This window comes from Massilia sp. LC238, from assembly GCF_000735635.1.
Lineage (GTDB): Bacteria > Pseudomonadota > Gammaproteobacteria > Burkholderiales > Burkholderiaceae_D > Telluria > Telluria varians.
In genome coordinates this window covers 133,399-148,304 of sequence record NZ_JNNN01000030.1, presented here as the reverse complement: position 1 = coordinate 148,304, position 14,906 = coordinate 133,399, and the positions used below count along the sequence as shown (strand labels likewise).

Below are 14,906 nucleotides of genomic sequence, written 5' to 3'. Positions count from 1 at the left end.
GGCGCCGGCGCGGCCAGCTTGTATAATGTTGGCAACCCTTCACCGCAAGCACATATGACCAATACTACCCACTTCGGCTACAAGACCGTCGCCGAGGACCAGAAGGTCCAGGAAGTCGCCAAGGTCTTCCATTCGGTCGCATCGAAATACGACGTCATGAACGACCTGATGTCGGCCGGCCTGCACCGCGCCTGGAAGATGTTCACGATCGCCCAGGCTGGCGTGCGTCCGGGCTTCAAGGTGCTCGACATCGCCGGCGGCACCGGCGACCTGGCCAAGGCCTTCGCCAAGCAGGCGGGCCGCACCGGCGAGGTCTGGCTCACCGACATCAACGAATCGATGCTGCGCGTGGGCCGGGATAGACTATTGAATAAGGGCCTGGTGACCCCAACTTTGCTGTGTGATGCAGAGAAGCTGCCCTTCCCGGACAATTATTTCGACCGGGTCAGCGTGGCCTTCGGCTTGCGCAACATGACGCACAAGGACCAGGCGCTGGCGGAAATGCGCCGCGTGCTCAAGCCGGGCGGCAAGCTGCTGGTGCTGGAATTCTCGAAAGTCATCGAGCCGCTGCAGAAGCCCTACGACTTGTATTCGTTCTCGGTGCTGCCGTGGTTGGGCCAGAAGATCGCGGGCGATGCCGAGAGCTATCGCTACCTGGCGGAATCGATCCGCATGCATCCGGACCAGGAAACCCTGAAGTCCATGATGCTCGACGCGGGACTGGAGCGGGTCCAGTACCACAACCTGACAGCGGGTGTGGCTGCATTGCACACCGGTATCAAACTGTAGGATGACAGAGGAAGCAAAGATGAAAAAATTCGTGGCAACCATGGTTCTGGCGATCACCGCGGTCTCGATGATCGCGGAAGCCACTGCACGCCCGATGGGCGGCAAGCGCTCGATCGGCCGCCAGTCGCAGCCCGTGAAGCAGATGCAGGCCCCGGCCCCGGCGCCGACCCCGGGCATGCAGCCGCAGCGCGCGCCTGCCGCGGCACCGGCTGCCGCCGGTGCCGCAGGTGCGGCCGCTGCCCAGGCCAAGCGCCCGAGCATGTGGAAGGGCATCCTCGGCGGCGCCCTGCTGGGCCTCGGCCTGGGTGCGCTGCTGTCGCACTTCGGCATCGGCGGCGCCCTGGCGAGCGCGATCTCGGCGATCCTCATGATCGGCCTCTTGGTGCTGGCCGTGCTGTTCATCGTGCGCATGTTCCGCCGCAAGGACACCCCGGCCAACCCGGCCTTCGGCGGCGGCTACACCAACCCGGTGCCGGCCGGCGCTTCGCCGAATCCGGCTGCCGGTGCGGTCGCGACCCCGGAAATCGGTTCCGGCCTGCGCCAGCCTGCGGGTTTCCAGAGCCAGAGCCAGTTCGGCGGCGTCTCGCTGGGCAAGCCTGATGCGGCAGTGCCTGCGGCGCACCAGCAGTGGGGAGTGCCGGCCGACTTCGACCAGGACGCCTTCCTGCGCCATGCGAAAGCGTCCTTCATCCGCATGCAGGCTGCGTGGGATCGTGGCGACACCAACGACCTGCGCGAGTTCACCTCGCCGGAAGTATTCGCCGAGCTGAAGATGCAGATCCAGGAACGCAACGGCGCCACCGACTTCACCGACGTGGTGACGATCGACGGCCAGCTGCTGGGCATCGAGACCACCGCTACCGACTACCTGGCCAGCGTGCAGTTCAACGGCATGATCCGCACCGCACCGAACGCGCCGGCCGAGCCCTTCGTGGAAGTCTGGAACATGTCCAAGCCGCTGTCGGGCCAGGGCGGCTGGGTCTTGGCTGGCATCCAGCAGCTTGCTTAATATTTTCCAGTTAAGTTCCGTGCTGCCGGGTTTGCGCCCGGCAAACTGGTAAGATCGAACCGCCCGCTAACACCGGGCGGTTTTTTTATAACTTGTGCTGCCAATGATCCCGAGTTCTTCCATGCTGGCGACGCCTGCCGTTGCCACGATCAACCACCTGCTGGCCCAGGAAGCCTGGGCGCGCGAATCGCTCCTGCGTCACGCCGGCAAGGAAGCCTGCATTGATACGGGCCACCTCCAGCTGCGCCTGCGCGTGGCGCGCGATGGCATGCTCGAGCCCGGCACGGCCGAAGGCCCGGCAAACGTGACCATCCGCGTGAAGCTGACCGACCTGCCGCTGATCGCCCAGAACCGCGACCGTGCTTTTTCCTACGTGAAAATCGAAGGCGACGCCGAGTTCGCCAACACCATTTCCTCGCTGTCGAAAAGCCTGCGCTGGGATGCCGAGTACGACCTGGAGCGCATCGTCGGCCCGCTCGGCGCGCGCGGCCTGGTGCAGGGTGCGCGTGGGGCGGCCACCGGGGTGCTGGGTGCCGGTCGCCGGCTGGCCGAGAACATGGCCGAGTTCCTGCTGGAAGAGCGGCCCGTGCTGGTGCGTCCGACGGCCGTCGACGAATTCGCCGCCGACGTGGTGCGCCTGCGCGACGACGTCGAGCGTACCGCCAAGCGCATTGCAAAACTGGAGCAGCGCCTGGCGCAGAGCGCTGCTCCGACGAGAGCGTGATATTGAGTCCGGATAACTGATGATATTGAAATTCCTGCGCCTGCTGAAAATCCTCGCTGTCGCGACCAAGTACGGTCTCGACGAAATCGCGGTCACAAGCCTGCATGCTCCGCGCACCGCGCGTGTCATGAGCACCCTGTTCTTCTGGCGCCGCATCACGTCGCCGCGCGCCATCCGCCTGCGCCAGGCGCTCGAAGAGCTGGGGCCGATCTTCATCAAGTTCGGCCAGGTGCTGTCGACCCGGCGCGACCTGATGCCGCAGGATATTGCCGACGAGCTGTCGCTGCTGCAGGACCGCGTGCCGCCCTTCGATTCCGACCTGGCGATCGCCCAGATCACCGAAGCGCTCGGCGCCCACCCCGATCAACTGTTCGGCAGCTTCGACCGGGTGCCGGTGGCCTCGGCATCGATTGCCCAGGTGCACTTCGCGACCATGAAGAACGGCGCCGAGGTGGCGGTGAAAGTGCTGCGTCCCGGCATGCGCAAGACCATCGACGAAGACCTGGCCCTGATGGACATGGCGGCCGGCCTGATCGAGAAGGTCTGGGCCGAAAGCCGCCGCCTGAAACCGCGCGAAGTCGTCGCCGAGTTCGACAAGTACCTGCATGACGAGCTCGACCTGATGCGCGAGGCCGCCAACGCCAGCCAGCTGCGCCGCAACTTCGCCGAGTCGAACCTGCTGATGGTGCCGGAGATGCACTGGGACTACTGCTCGAGCAGCGTGATCGTGATGGAGCGCATGCGCGGCATCCCGGTGTCGCAGATCGACCGCCTGGCGGCCGAGGGCGTGGACCTCAAGAAGCTGTCGAGCGATGGCGTGGAGATCTTCTTCACCCAGGTGTTCCGTGACGGCTTCTTCCACGCCGACATGCACCCAGGGAACATCCTGGTATCGGTCGAGAAGGAAACCTTCGGCCGCTACATCGCCCTCGACTTCGGCATCGTCGGCACCCTGAACGATTTCGACAAGGATTACCTGTCGCAGAACTTCCTGGCCTTCTTCCGCCGCGACTACAAGCGCGTGGCCGAGGCCCACATCGAATCGGGCTGGGCGCCGCGCGATACGCGCGTTGACGAACTCGAATCGGCAGTGCGCGCCTGCTGCGAGCCGATCTTCGACCGTCCGCTGAAGGACATTTCCTTCGGCCAGATCCTGCTGCGCCTGTTCCAGACCTCGCGCCGCTTCAACGTCGAGGTGCAGCCGCAGCTGGTGCTACTGCAGAAGACCCTGCTCAACATCGAAGGCCTGGGGCGCCAGCTCGACCCCGAGCTCGACCTGTGGAAGACCGCCAAGCCTTACCTGGAACGCTGGATGAGCGAGCAGGTGGGCTGGCAGGGCATGGTCGAGCGCCTGCGCGCCGAAGCGCCGCGCTACGCCCACATCTTCCCGCAGCTGCCGCGCCTGCTGCACCAGACCCTCGAGCGTCACGCGCATTCGGGCATGGCGACGCAGCACGGGCACCCGGTCGGGAATGCCGACCTGCTGGCGGCCGTGCTGGTCGAGCAGCGCCGCACCAACCGCCTGCTGGTCTTCCTGGGCGCCGTGGTGGTGCTGGTGGGCAGCCTGGCGGCCGGCTACGTCGTGCTGCATGGCGGCGGCTGACCCGCCGAGCTTTGCCAGCCGCGATCCGCTCAGCCCGCAGTTCTGGGACGAGCGTTTCGCCAAATCCTTCACGCCCTGGGATCGCGGCGGCGTGCCGCAAGCCTTGCGCGACTTCGTGGCGCGCAGCCCGGCGCCGCTGCCCACCCTGCTTCCCGGCTGCGGCAGTGCCTACGAACTGGTGTTCCTGCGCCAGGCCGGCTGGGATGCCACCGCGATCGATTTCGCACCGGAGGCCGTGGCGCGCGCCAGGGCGCTGGCGGGGCAGTGGGGCGATCGCGTCGTGGAAGCGGATTTCTTTGCCTGGCAGCCGCGGCAGGCGCTCGGATTCATCTACGAATGCGCCTTCCTGTGCGCCTTGCCGCCGGCCATGCGGCCACGCGTGGCGGCGCGCTGGGCCGAACTGCTGCCGCCGGGCGGCCTGCTGGGCGGCTTCTTCTTTTTTGACCAAACGGTAAAAGGTCCGCCCTTCGGCATCGACAGGGCAGGGCTGGAAGCGCTGCTGGCGCCGTGCTTCGACCTGCTCGAGGATGCGCCGGTGGCCGACTCGATTCCCGTGTTTGCCGGCAAGGAGCGCTGGATGCTCTGGCAGCGCCGCTCAATCTAAATCGGGGTCAGGTCTAATCTAAATCGGGGTCAGGTCTGACATTCGGACACGGCCTCAAGCGAGATAAAGCAGAGCTCGTGTCTAAATGTCAGACCTGACCCCCCAAAAAAGAAAAGCCCGCATCAGCGGGCTTCCAAGTGCAGCGTTCTTTTACGGACCAGCGGCGGTGCAGCACCGCGCAAAATCTTCTGTTTCTTCTTAACTGTGGGCAGCAGAGCTTGCCTGCTGCCATCATGTTCTTAAGAAAGATGCTATTTAATCACCCACCCCTGTTCTTGCGCAAACGAAACAGCATCCGACGATGACGAAAAACAACACCTCGGGCGCCGTCCGGAACCGTCCCGGCCCGCCTGCTGCGGCCAAAACAGGCAAGGCCTCCCGTAAAAGCTTTATAATTCAGGGTTTTGAAGATTTTTGCGGAGTATCAGATGCCGATCTACGCCTACCGCTGCGACGAATGCGGTTTTACCAAAGATGTACTGCAAAAAATTTCTGACCCAGTGCTGACGGTCTGCCCGTCGTGCAGCAAGGAAGCCTTCAAAAAACAGGTGACCGCTGCCGGCTTCCAGCTCAAGGGCACGGGTTGGTATGTGACCGACTTCCGCGGCGGTACCCCGCCGGCCACTGGTACTGCCGCGGGAGCTGCCGCTCCCGCCGCTGCAGCCCCAGCGGCCACCCCGGCGCCGGCGCCGGCGCCCGCTGCCAGCGGCGGCGACAAGAGCAGTACCTGAGCAGTCAGCAAATAAGAACAAGAGAATTCGATGCGCAAATATTTCCTGACCGGCCTGCTGGTGCTGGTGCCCCTCGTGATCACGGCCTGGGTCCTGAGTGCCATCATCAGCACCCTGGACCAGTCGCTGCTGTTCGTGCCGGAAGCCTGGCAGCCGCGCAGACTGTTCGGCATGGACATGCCCGGCTTCGGCGCAGTCCTGACGCTTGCCATCGTCTTTCTCACCGGCCTGCTGACCAATAACCTGGTCGGCCGCTACATCGTACGCGTGGGTGACCGCATCATGAAGCGGATTCCGGTGGTCAGCTCGCTGTACGGCAGCGTCAAGCAGGTGTCGGACACGCTGTTCTCGTCCTCGGGCAACGCGTTCCGCACGCCGGTGCTGATCCCGTACCCGCACGCGGATTCCTATACCATCGCATTCCTGACCGGCGTGCCGGGCGGCGACGTGAAGAACCACCTGGTGGGCGACTACGTGAGCGTGTACGTGCCGACCACCCCGAACCCGACCTCGGGCTTCTTCCTGATGATGGAACGCAGCAAGGTCGTGGAGCTGAACATGTCCGTGGACGCGGCCCTGAAGCACATCGTCTCGATGGGCGTCGTCGCTCCGGAATAAAGAACAAAGAACGCAGCAAGCAAAGAACAGAGGGCCGCCGCATGCGGGGCGCCTTTCACGAATCAACCAACCTGGAACGAAAACCATGACCTCCATGCGTACTCACTACTGCGGCCTCGTCACCGAGGAACTGCTGGGCCAAACCGTCAGCCTGTGCGGCTGGGTGCACCGTCGCCGCGACCACGGCGGCGTGATCTTCATCGACCTGCGCGACCGCGAAGGCCTGGTGCAGGTGGTCTGCCACCCGGATAACGCCGAGGTGTTCAAGGCTGCGGAACACGTGCGCAACGAGTACTGCCTGCGCATCACCGGCACCGTCGTGAACCGCCTGGAAGGCACCGCCAACGCCAACCTGAAGTCGGGCAAGATCGAGATCAACACCACCAATCTGGAAGTGCTGAACGCCTCGGTGCCGGTGCCGTTCCAGCTGGACGACGACAACCTGTCGGAAACCACCCGCCTGACCCACCGCGTGCTCGACCTGCGCCGCCAGCAGATGCAGCACAACCTGCGCCTGCGCTACAAGGTGTCGATGGAAGTGCGCAAGTACCTGGACAACTTGGGCTTCATCGACATCGAGACCCCGATGCTGACCAAGTCGACCCCGGAAGGCGCGCGCGACTACCTGGTGCCGTCGCGCGTCAACCCGGGCAACTTCTTCGCGCTGCCGCAGTCGCCGCAGCTGTTCAAGCAGCTGCTGATGGTCGCCAACTTCGACCGCTACTACCAGATCACCAAGTGCTTCCGCGACGAAGACCTGCGCGCCGACCGCCAGCCGGAATTCACCCAGATCGACTGCGAAACCTCGTTCCTGACCGAACAGGAAATCCGTGACCTGTTCGAAGACATGATGCGCGTCGTCTTCAAGAACGCGGCCGGCATCGACCTGCCGAACCCGTTCCCGGTGATGGACTTCGCCACCGCCATGGGCTCCTACGGTTCGGACAAGCCGGACATGCGCGTGAAGCTGCAGTTCACCGAACTGACTGAGCTGATGAAGTCGGTCGAGTTCAAGGTGTTCAACAGCGCCGCCAACATGGCCGGCGGCCGCGTGGTCGGCCTGCGCGTGCCGCAGGGCGCTTCGATGCCGCGTTCGGAAATCGACGCGTACACCCAGTTCGTCGCCATCTACGGCGCCAAGGGCCTGGCCTACATCAAGGTCAACGAGAAGGCCAAGGGCCGTGACGGCCTGCAGTCGCCGATCGTCAAGAACATCTCGGACGAGGTGCTGACCCAGATCCTGGAGCTGACCGGGGCCGAGGACGGCGACCTGATCTTCTTCGGCGCCGACAAAGCTAAGGTCGTCAACGACGCCATCGGCGCACTGCGCGTGAAGATCGGCCACTCGGAATTCGGCAAGAAGGCCGGCCTGTTCGACGACGTCTGGGCCCCGCTGTGGGTCATCGACTTCCCGATGTTCGAGTACGACGAAGACGGCGACCGCTGGAACGCCACCCACCACCCGTTCACCGCACCGAAGGACGGCCACGAAGACATGTTGGAAACCAACCCGGGCGCCTGCGTCGCCAAGGCCTACGACATGGTCCTGAACGGCTGGGAACTGGGCGGCGGCTCGATCCGTATCCACCGCGAAGAAGTGCAGAGCAAGGTGTTCCGCGCCCTGAAGATCGACGCCGAAGAAGCCCAGCTGAAGTTCGGCTTCCTGCTCGACGCCCTGCAGTACGGCGCGCCGCCGCACGGTGGCCTGGCCTTCGGCCTGGACCGCCTCATCACCCTGATGACCGGCTCCGAGTCGATCCGCGACGTGATCGCCTTCCCGAAGACCCAGCGCGCCCAGGACCTCCTGACCAACGCGCCGTCGGAAGTCGACGAGAAGCAGCTCAAGGAACTGCACATCCGCCTGCGTAACGAGCCTAAGGTTGCCTAAGTAGGGTGGTCGGCTTTGCCGACCGCGCGTTCAACTCACGCGGGCCTGGCCACACATCGGCCATGCCCGCGTTTGTTTTATCTGACCCATGCCCCATAAAATCCCCGAATCGGTCCTGGTCGTCATCCACACCTCCGCCATGGAGGTGCTGCTGATTGAACGCGCCGACCGCCCGGGTTTCTGGCAATCGGTCACCGGCTCGCTCGACTTTCATGCCGAACCGCTGATCCAGACCGCCACCCGCGAACTGTTCGAGGAAACCGGCATCGTGGCCGACGGCGACCGGATCCGCCTGCACGACTGGGCTCTGGCCAACGTCTACGAGATCTACCCGGTCTGGCGCCACCGCTACGCTCCCGGCGTCACCCACAATACCGAGCACGTGTTCTCGGTCTGCGTGCCGCGCGACATCCCCGTGATCCTGAGCCCGCGCGAGCACACGCAATACGCCTGGCTGCCTTATCTCGAGGCCGCCGACCGCTGCTTTTCCTCCTCGAACGCCGAAGCGATCCTGCAGCTGCCGCGCCACATCCTTGCCGAAAAGTAATTTTTGTGAATTTATCCCCCATTCATGGGACTACTATTAATTCCTGTCGGAAAATAAACTGTCGTCGCACCACAACAATGACCAAATTTTTTTTTGTGCACGGTTATTCACTTCCTTGACAATTTTTTATTCATCACCGTGCATTTGATGTCAAGTTCATCTCATAAACTGTTGTTTTTGCGGATATTGCTGAGTTATCCGAGATGATTTTGGTAATTAGTTTGCTGAAGGAAATTAGCTAATTTCCTATGCGCACGATAGATTCGTCGTTTGACAGTCGTCAATCTCTAGCATATCGTCGCTGAGGTCGCTTGTAACAATTTTCGCGACGCAACTCTAACTAGATAGATCTACAGGGAGAAAACATGGACCTCGAACTGAAGAACGACGATAAGGTAAAAGAGATCAGCATCGGCAACGGCTGCATCCAGATCGACCTGTTGTCCGGCCTGAGGTTGTCCGGACCTCTGCTGTCGAACGACGAAGTGGCCCGAACGTCCGCGCGCCCGCGCCGGATGATGGTGAGCGGTCACGAGGCTATTTCTAGCCAGATGGCATTTGTCTGAACACAGCGGGCTGGCCCCGCGACCAGATCACCCGGCAGCGCACAATTGGGCCTCGTTCCACGAGGACATCCGCCCGATGCGGTTAGAATGTTCCCATGAAAATTCGTGTGGCTACCTACAACATTCACAAGGGCGTCTCGTCATTGCGTAGTACGCCCCGGGTGATCGCTCTCAAGAAAGCAATTGCGGAATTCAACGCCGACGTCGTCTTCCTCCAGGAGGTACAAGGACGGCACGACCGCTTCCAGGCACGCTACGGCAAGGAAGATCTTGCGCACCGGCACTGGCCCGAGACGGCGCAATACGATTACTTCAAGAACGAGAAGCACCACAGCGCCTACGGCATGAACGCCGTATACGACCACGGCCACCATGGCAATGCGCTGCTGAGCGCCTTCCCGATCGAGAATTCGCACAACCACGACATTTCCGACCACGCCTACGAACAGCGCGGCATCCTGCACTGCGTGCTGAACACGCAGGCCGGCAAGGTGCACTGCTACGTGGTGCACCTGGGCCTGTTCGAAGGCAGCCGCGGGCGCCAGACCGACGCCCTGATCGAGCACGTCAACGGGTCCTCGCATGGCGAGCCGGTGATCATCGCCGGCGACTTCAACGACTGGCGCAACACCCTCAGCGACCGCCTGCGCAATGCGCTCGGCGTGAAGGAGGTGTTCGACGAGCTGGGGCCGAAGTCGCCGCTGGGCGACATGGTGCGCAGCTGGGCCGGCCGCCAGCCGCCGCCGCGCCGCCAGCCGCGGCTGGCGCCGGCGCGCACCTTTCCGGCCATGCTGCCCTGGTTCCGCCTCGACCGCATCTACGTGCGCGGCTTCAAGGTGGACAACGCTCAGGTGATGCATGGCCCGCTGTGGGCCAAGCTGTCCGACCATGCGCCGATCGTGGCGGAACTGCAGCTCTCGTAGGCCATGCGCCACGTCAGCTTCGTAGACAACAACGACGTCACCCTCCTGGAAAGCGGCACCGCCTACTTCCCGGCGCTGATCGCGGCGCTCGACGCGGCGCAGTACGAGGTCTTCTTCGAGACCTATATCTTCGGCGAGGACGACACCGCGCGCACCGTGCGCGACGCCTTGATCCGCGCCGCCGAACGGGGCGTCAAGGTGCGGGTGCTGGTCGACTGGATCGGTACCGAACACCTGCCCGCCAAGCGCCTCGGTGCGGCTTTCGCGGAAGCGGGCATCCAGTACCGCATCTTCAATCCCTGGTGCCGGCGCGGCATCGCGCGCTCGCACCGCAAGATCGCCGTGGTCGACCGCGAAGTCGCCTTCGTGGGCGGCATCAACGTCAACGACGACTGGCAGTGCGACCACGCCGACCGCCACCGCCTGCCGGCCCCGCGTTGGGATTTCACGGTGCGGGTAGCGGGGCCGCTGGTGGCCCAGATCCACGACGAGGCGCAAGGGCAGTGGCTGCGCGCGGGGCGCCTCAAGATCCGCCAGCGCATCGAGCTGTTCAAGGAAATGCGCAAGGATCCGCCGCAGTCCTGCGAATATCCGGCGCGCGCCGCCTTCGTGGTGCGCGACAACCTGCGCAACCGTTCCACGATCCAGCGCGCCTACCTGCAGGCCTTGGGCCGCGCGAAGCACAGCGTGCTGCTGGCCACGCCGTATTTTGCGCCGGGGCGCAAGTTCCGCAAGGCGCTGGCCCACGCGGCGCGGCGCGGCGTGCAGGTGACGCTGCTCATCGGGGTAGGGGAGTTCAAGATCCAGGACATGGTGGCGCACTCCTTCTATCCGAAACTGCTGGCCGACGGCATCCGGGTGGTCGAGTACCGCAAGACCCAGCTGCATGCCAAGGTCGCGGTGGTCGACGACGACTGGGCCACGGTCGGCTCGAGCAACTGCGACGGCCTGTCGCTGTTCCTGAACCAGGAAGCCAACGTGGTGGTGCTGGACGAGCGCTTCGCCGCCACCATGCGCGAGCACATCGAGCGCGGCATCGCGGACGGCGTGCCGATCCGTGCCGAGGAATTCGGCCACATCGGCTGGATCCGGCGTGCGAGCTATGGTCTGGCCTATATGGCGTATAAACTGGTCATGCGGATCTTCGCGATCGGCTATGCATGAATGGAAGCAAAAGGAACACCATGGAAAACGACAACGTACGCATCGACAAATGGCTGTGGGCCGCGCGCTTCTTTAAAACGCGTTCCATGGCGGCCGACGCGGTCGACCGCGGCCGCGTGCGCATCGGCGGCGAACCGGTCAAGCCGGCGCGCAACGTCAAGGTCAACGACAAGATCTTCATCGACAACGGCTCGGACCGCTGGGAAGTGATCGTGGCCGCCATCTCGGGCACGCGCGGTCCGGCACCGGTCGCGCGCACGCTCTATTTCGAAACCGATGAGAGCATCGCCAAGCGCGAAAACGACAAGACGGCGCGCCGCCTGTTCCCCGAACCGAGCGCCGACATCAAGGGCCGCCCGACCAAGCGCGACCGCCGCGCCATGACGCGCATCGGGGACGAATAAAACCGGGGTCAGGTCTGACATTTGGACACGGCCTCTACTGTAAAAGGCTCTTCAGCGCGGTGATTCCAGTTTTTCGAAGGCAGCCACTGCGCGGCTCACGGTTTTGGTCGACACACCGAAGGCGTGAGCAATCTGCGGCATCGTGAAGGCGGTCGAGCGGTAGGCGCGCGCCATTGCTTCAGCCCTGTCGGCGTAGATGGCCTGATATTCGGTCAATGGCAGCGCGACCGCCCGGCGCTCGACCCTTGGCGCTTCCACGAAGGCTTCTGCAAGTTGCAATCGCTGGTGCGTTGAGACGAAGTTGTCTTCACCCAAAAGAACTTGATGGCGGACAGCGGCAAGCGGGCTGGCCTTGCCCAAGCCCGCCAGTACAAACGCCCGATATGCGGACACCGCGGTTGCATGCGCATCGCCGAATTGGCTGAGCAGCCAGTCGCGTTCGAACCAGGCAGGTGCAGACTTGGCACCAGTCAGGTAGTGATGGCTGCTCCATTGCCATTCATCTAGCGAGGACACCATCGCCGCGCGTAAGGGATTCAGCACGATATATCGGCTGAGTTCCAGTAGATGGCTCTCTTTCTGTACCAGGATCGCGTGATACCGGCCCTGGAAAAGATGTCCGACGAGTTGATGGCGCCGGTTGATGTGCTGCGCATACAGGCCATTGAGTTGGCGCATTCCTTGCGAAAGGTTCGCCTCCATCGTCTCCACGAGCAAGTGATAGTGATTCGTCATCTGGCAAAAAGCGTAGATGACAAACTTGTGGCGTTCGCATACGTGCGTCAGCACGTCCAGCCATAGGTGGCGATCGGCGTCGTGGTGATAGATCGGCTTGTGCCGGTTGCCGCGCGCTGTCACGTGGTAAAGCGCGTGGGCGAATTCGAGTCGGAGTGGTCGTGTCATGCCGATCACGGTACCGGACGCGGCATTGCTGGCGCTGAGGTGGCGCAGCCGTTGGCAGGGTGGACGCGAAACGCCACGCTGTCGCGGCCAAAGCCGAGTATCCGACGCTTGAGCTCGTGTCCAAATGTCAGACCTGACCCCGAGGGTAGGTTCGGATCTTTGGCCTTCTTTGCTGTAGGGAATGTAGAATGCGATTTCCCGGCCGCAAGGATCGCTGAGGCGTAAAGACGCGCGAAGCGGCTTGGCGGTCTCCGCCAACCTCTTCGTGTCCTTTCCATGCAGACTGCTGTTCCCCTCGTCACCAATGATGCCGTCGTGCTCGGCATCCTCGCATCGATCCTCGGTTTCGTCTTCTGGTCCTCCTCGCGGGCCGATGGCTTCTGGAAGAAGTTCTATACCTATGTGCCGGCCCTGCTGCTGTGCTACCTGGTCCCGGCCATCCTGAACACGCTCGGCATCATCGACGGCAGCCTGTCCAGGCTGTACCCGGTGGCGCGCGACTACCTGCTGCCCAGCGCGCTGGTGCTGCTCTGTATCGCGATCGATTTCGGCGCCATCGTGCGGCTCGGCCCGAAGGCGATCATCATGTTCCTGACCGGCACCGTCGGCATCATGCTGGGCGCGCTCGTCTCGTTCGAGGCCATGCGCGTCATCCATCCGGAGACGGTGGCCGGCGAGACCTGGCGCGGCATGACCACCATCACCGGCGCCTGGATCGGCGGCGGCGCCAACCAGGCCGCGATGAAGGAAGTGTTCGAGGTCGACGCCACCCTGTTCGGCCAGTTCGTCGCCGTGGACGTGCTGGTGGCGAACGTCTGGATGGCCGTGCTGCTGTTCCTGGCCGGCCGCGCCCAGGCGTTTGACCGCTGGACCGGCGCCGACCTCTCCGCCATCAATGCCCTCAAGGCGCGCATCGAAACCTACCAGGCCGAGCATGCGCGCATGCCGACCCTGACCGACGTGATGGTGATCCTGGCCGTGGGCCTGGGCGTCACCGGCCTGTCCCATGCGCTGACCGGCCCCACCGTGGGCTGGATCGCCAGCCTGCCGCAAGAATGGCGCCTGCAGGACTACAGCCTGACCTCGTCCTTCTTCTGGATCGTGGTGTTCGCCACCACCTTCGGCATGCTGCTCAGCTTTACCCGCGCGCGCAGCCTGGAAGGCGCCGGCGCCTCGACCCTCGGTTCGGCCATGCTGTACTTCCTGGTGGCGACCATCGGCATGCAGATGGACCTGAACGCGCTGCTCGACCGCCCGTGGCTGTTCGTGCTGGGCCTGATCTGGATCTGCGTGCACGGCGGCCTGCTGCTGCTGGTGGCCAAGCTGATCCGCGCGCCGCTGTTCTTCATGGCGGTCGGCTCGCAGGCCAACGTCGGCGGCGCCGCCTCGGCGCCGGTGGTGGCCTCGGCCTTCCACCCGGCGCTGGCGCCGGTGGGCGTGCTGCTGGCGGTGCTCGGCTATGCGCTGGGGACCTACTGCGCCTATATCACCGGGCTGGTGCTGCGCAGCCTGGCGACCTGAGACTGCAAGGAGCGGGCGCAGGGCGCCCGCTCGACATGTCCGGCACACGCCCGCGACATACGCCACAAGCACGAAAAATGCTGTACCTTTACATCTGCGACAACGTTTCCCTCGCCAGGCCTGGCCGGGAACGCTCAGCAGGCGGCTTCACCTCGCTTGCCGTTGTCCTGCATCAATAGAATCTCGCCTCTAAGTTCCCGTTTGACATTTCATCTCTGGTAGATAATAGTACGAGCGTTCGGATTTTTTCGATTCAGGGGCAGCTATCACTACTTCAGCCAAATTCATGCGCAAGGGCGAACTCACGCGGGCAGCAATCCTGGACGTGGCGCTCGAGTTGTCGAGCCGCGACGGCCTCGAAGGCCTGACCATCGGCGTGCTGGCCGACCGGATGAACATGAGCAAATCCGGCGTGTTCGCCCATTTCGGTTCGCGCGAAGACCTGCAGCTCGAGGTGGTCAAGCTCTACCACCATCGCTTCGAGCAGGAAGTGTTCTTCCCGAGCGTACGCGAGCCGCGCGGCCTGCCGCGCCTGCAGTCGATGTTCGACCGCTGGCTGGCGCGCGTGTCGGTCGAGATCGCGTCCGGCTGCATCTACATCAGCGGCGCCGTCGAATACGACGACCGCCCGGGCCCGATCCGCGAGGAGCTGGTCAAGATGGTGCAGGACTGGCAGGACGCGCTGCGCCGCGCCGCGCGCCAGGCGATCGAGGTCGGCCACCTGCGTCCCGATGCCGATGCCGAGCAGCTGGTGTACGAAATGTACGGGCTGATCCTGGCCCTGCACCACGACGCCCGCTTCTTGCGCAATGCCGGCGCGGTCGAGCGCGCACGCCGCGGCTTCGAGCGGCTGGTCGAGAACTACCGCAACCCACATCCGCCGCAAGGCACCCCGGCTTAATCACAAGGCCG

The 14,906-nt window shown here is 63.8% G+C and carries 16 protein-coding genes; 15 read left to right on the top strand and 1 reads right to left on the bottom strand.

Annotated features, from left to right (window positions below; all coding sequences use genetic code 11):
• Positions 1 to 54: 54 nt before the first annotated feature.
• From ubiE to FG94_RS06565, 13 genes are all read left to right on the top strand, one after another.
• The gene (gene ubiE / locus FG94_RS06625) at positions 55 to 789 is read left to right on the top strand and encodes a bifunctional demethylmenaquinone methyltransferase/2-methoxy-6-polyprenyl-1,4-benzoquinol methylase UbiE (protein WP_036208714.1); all 735 of its coding nucleotides are present in this window, start codon (positions 55 to 57) and stop codon (positions 787 to 789) included.
• Between the two features lie 19 nt (positions 790 to 808).
• On the top strand, positions 809 to 1,798 hold the full coding sequence (locus FG94_RS06620; protein WP_036209298.1) for a Tim44 domain-containing protein: 990 nt from the start codon (positions 809 to 811) through the stop codon (positions 1,796 to 1,798).
• A gap of 121 nt (positions 1,799 to 1,919) precedes the next feature.
• A complete protein-coding gene (locus FG94_RS06615; RefSeq protein ID WP_229445879.1) occupies positions 1,920 to 2,522 on the top strand; it encodes an SCP2 domain-containing protein in 603 nt (200 codons plus the stop codon).
• Between the two features lie 19 nt (positions 2,523 to 2,541).
• Entirely contained in the window at positions 2,542 to 4,125 is a 1,584-nt protein-coding gene (gene ubiB, locus FG94_RS06610) for a ubiquinone biosynthesis regulatory protein kinase UbiB (protein WP_036208712.1), read from the top strand.
• Positions 4,112 to 4,729, top strand: coding sequence for a methyltransferase domain-containing protein (locus tag FG94_RS06605; RefSeq protein ID WP_036208709.1), 618 nt, complete (start codon positions 4,112 to 4,114; stop codon positions 4,727 to 4,729). Before ubiB ends, FG94_RS06605 begins: the two co-directional genes overlap by 14 nt.
• Positions 4,730 to 5,157: 428 nt before the next feature.
• The gene (locus FG94_RS06600; protein WP_036209292.1) at positions 5,158 to 5,460 is read left to right on the top strand and encodes an FmdB family zinc ribbon protein; all 303 of its coding nucleotides are present in this window, start codon (positions 5,158 to 5,160) and stop codon (positions 5,458 to 5,460) included.
• A gap of 30 nt (positions 5,461 to 5,490) precedes the next feature.
• Positions 5,491 to 6,078, top strand: coding sequence for a DUF502 domain-containing protein (locus tag FG94_RS06595; RefSeq protein ID WP_027865709.1), 588 nt, complete (start codon positions 5,491 to 5,493; stop codon positions 6,076 to 6,078).
• 85 nt (positions 6,079 to 6,163) lie between these two features.
• Positions 6,164 to 7,966 (top strand): aspartate--tRNA ligase, encoded by a 1,803-nt coding sequence (aspS, locus tag FG94_RS06590; protein ID WP_036208706.1) that lies wholly within the window; start codon positions 6,164 to 6,166, stop codon positions 7,964 to 7,966.
• Between the two features lie 88 nt (positions 7,967 to 8,054).
• Positions 8,055 to 8,513 (top strand): dihydroneopterin triphosphate diphosphatase, encoded by a 459-nt coding sequence (nudB, locus tag FG94_RS06585; protein WP_036208703.1) that lies wholly within the window; start codon positions 8,055 to 8,057, stop codon positions 8,511 to 8,513.
• 365 nt (positions 8,514 to 8,878) lie between these two features.
• Positions 8,879 to 9,079: a hypothetical protein gene (locus FG94_RS06580; RefSeq protein WP_027865706.1), complete on the top strand. Its 201-nt coding sequence runs from the start codon at positions 8,879 to 8,881 to the stop codon at positions 9,077 to 9,079.
• Positions 9,080 to 9,174: 95 nt separating this feature from the next.
• On the top strand, positions 9,175 to 10,002 hold the full coding sequence (locus FG94_RS06575) for an endonuclease/exonuclease/phosphatase family protein (protein ID WP_036208700.1): 828 nt from the start codon (positions 9,175 to 9,177) through the stop codon (positions 10,000 to 10,002).
• A 3-nt stretch (positions 10,003 to 10,005) separates the two neighbouring features.
• Positions 10,006 to 11,166, top strand: coding sequence for a cardiolipin synthase ClsB (clsB, locus tag FG94_RS06570; protein ID WP_036208698.1), 1,161 nt, complete (start codon positions 10,006 to 10,008; stop codon positions 11,164 to 11,166).
• A 20-nt stretch (positions 11,167 to 11,186) separates the two neighbouring features.
• A complete protein-coding gene (locus tag FG94_RS06565) occupies positions 11,187 to 11,570 on the top strand; it encodes an RNA-binding S4 domain-containing protein (RefSeq protein ID WP_027865703.1) in 384 nt (127 codons plus the stop codon).
• A 51-nt stretch (positions 11,571 to 11,621) separates the two neighbouring features.
• Here FG94_RS06565 and FG94_RS06560 read toward each other — a convergent pair whose 3' ends face one another.
• Positions 11,622 to 12,473 (bottom strand): transposase, encoded by an 852-nt coding sequence (locus FG94_RS06560; protein WP_036208696.1) that lies wholly within the window; start codon positions 12,471 to 12,473, stop codon positions 11,622 to 11,624.
• Between the two features lie 276 nt (positions 12,474 to 12,749).
• Here FG94_RS06560 and FG94_RS06555 point away from each other — a divergent pair, with 276 nt between their 5' ends.
• Together FG94_RS06555 and FG94_RS06550 are read left to right on the top strand one after the other, a co-directional pair.
• Positions 12,750 to 13,994 (top strand): DUF819 domain-containing protein, encoded by a 1,245-nt coding sequence (locus FG94_RS06555; protein ID WP_036208694.1) that lies wholly within the window; start codon positions 12,750 to 12,752, stop codon positions 13,992 to 13,994.
• Positions 13,995 to 14,280: 286 nt separating this feature from the next.
• On the top strand, positions 14,281 to 14,895 hold the full coding sequence (locus FG94_RS06550) for a TetR/AcrR family transcriptional regulator (protein WP_036208690.1): 615 nt from the start codon (positions 14,281 to 14,283) through the stop codon (positions 14,893 to 14,895).
• Positions 14,896 to 14,906: the final 11 nt, after the last annotated feature.

Coding starts and splice junctions, on each gene's coding strand:
- ubiE (WP_036208714.1), top strand. CDS start 55: ATGACCAATACTACCCACTTCGGCTACAAGACCGTCGCCGAGGACCAG.
- FG94_RS06620 (WP_036209298.1), top strand. CDS start 809: ATGAAAAAATTCGTGGCAACCATGGTTCTGGCGATCACCGCGGTCTCG.
- FG94_RS06615 (WP_229445879.1), top strand. CDS start 1,920: ATGCTGGCGACGCCTGCCGTTGCCACGATCAACCACCTGCTGGCCCAG.
- ubiB (WP_036208712.1), top strand. CDS start 2,542: ATGATATTGAAATTCCTGCGCCTGCTGAAAATCCTCGCTGTCGCGACC.
- FG94_RS06605 (WP_036208709.1), top strand. CDS start 4,112: ATGGCGGCGGCTGACCCGCCGAGCTTTGCCAGCCGCGATCCGCTCAGC.
- FG94_RS06600 (WP_036209292.1), top strand. CDS start 5,158: ATGCCGATCTACGCCTACCGCTGCGACGAATGCGGTTTTACCAAAGAT.
- FG94_RS06595 (WP_027865709.1), top strand. CDS start 5,491: ATGCGCAAATATTTCCTGACCGGCCTGCTGGTGCTGGTGCCCCTCGTG.
- aspS (WP_036208706.1), top strand. CDS start 6,164: ATGACCTCCATGCGTACTCACTACTGCGGCCTCGTCACCGAGGAACTG.
- nudB (WP_036208703.1), top strand. CDS start 8,055: ATGCCCCATAAAATCCCCGAATCGGTCCTGGTCGTCATCCACACCTCC.
- FG94_RS06580 (WP_027865706.1), top strand. CDS start 8,879: ATGGACCTCGAACTGAAGAACGACGATAAGGTAAAAGAGATCAGCATC.
- FG94_RS06575 (WP_036208700.1), top strand. CDS start 9,175: ATGAAAATTCGTGTGGCTACCTACAACATTCACAAGGGCGTCTCGTCA.
- clsB (WP_036208698.1), top strand. CDS start 10,006: ATGCGCCACGTCAGCTTCGTAGACAACAACGACGTCACCCTCCTGGAA.
- FG94_RS06565 (WP_027865703.1), top strand. CDS start 11,187: ATGGAAAACGACAACGTACGCATCGACAAATGGCTGTGGGCCGCGCGC.
- FG94_RS06560 (WP_036208696.1), bottom strand. CDS start 12,473: ATGACACGACCACTCCGACTCGAATTCGCCCACGCGCTTTACCACGTG.
- FG94_RS06555 (WP_036208694.1), top strand. CDS start 12,750: ATGCAGACTGCTGTTCCCCTCGTCACCAATGATGCCGTCGTGCTCGGC.
- FG94_RS06550 (WP_036208690.1), top strand. CDS start 14,281: ATGCGCAAGGGCGAACTCACGCGGGCAGCAATCCTGGACGTGGCGCTC.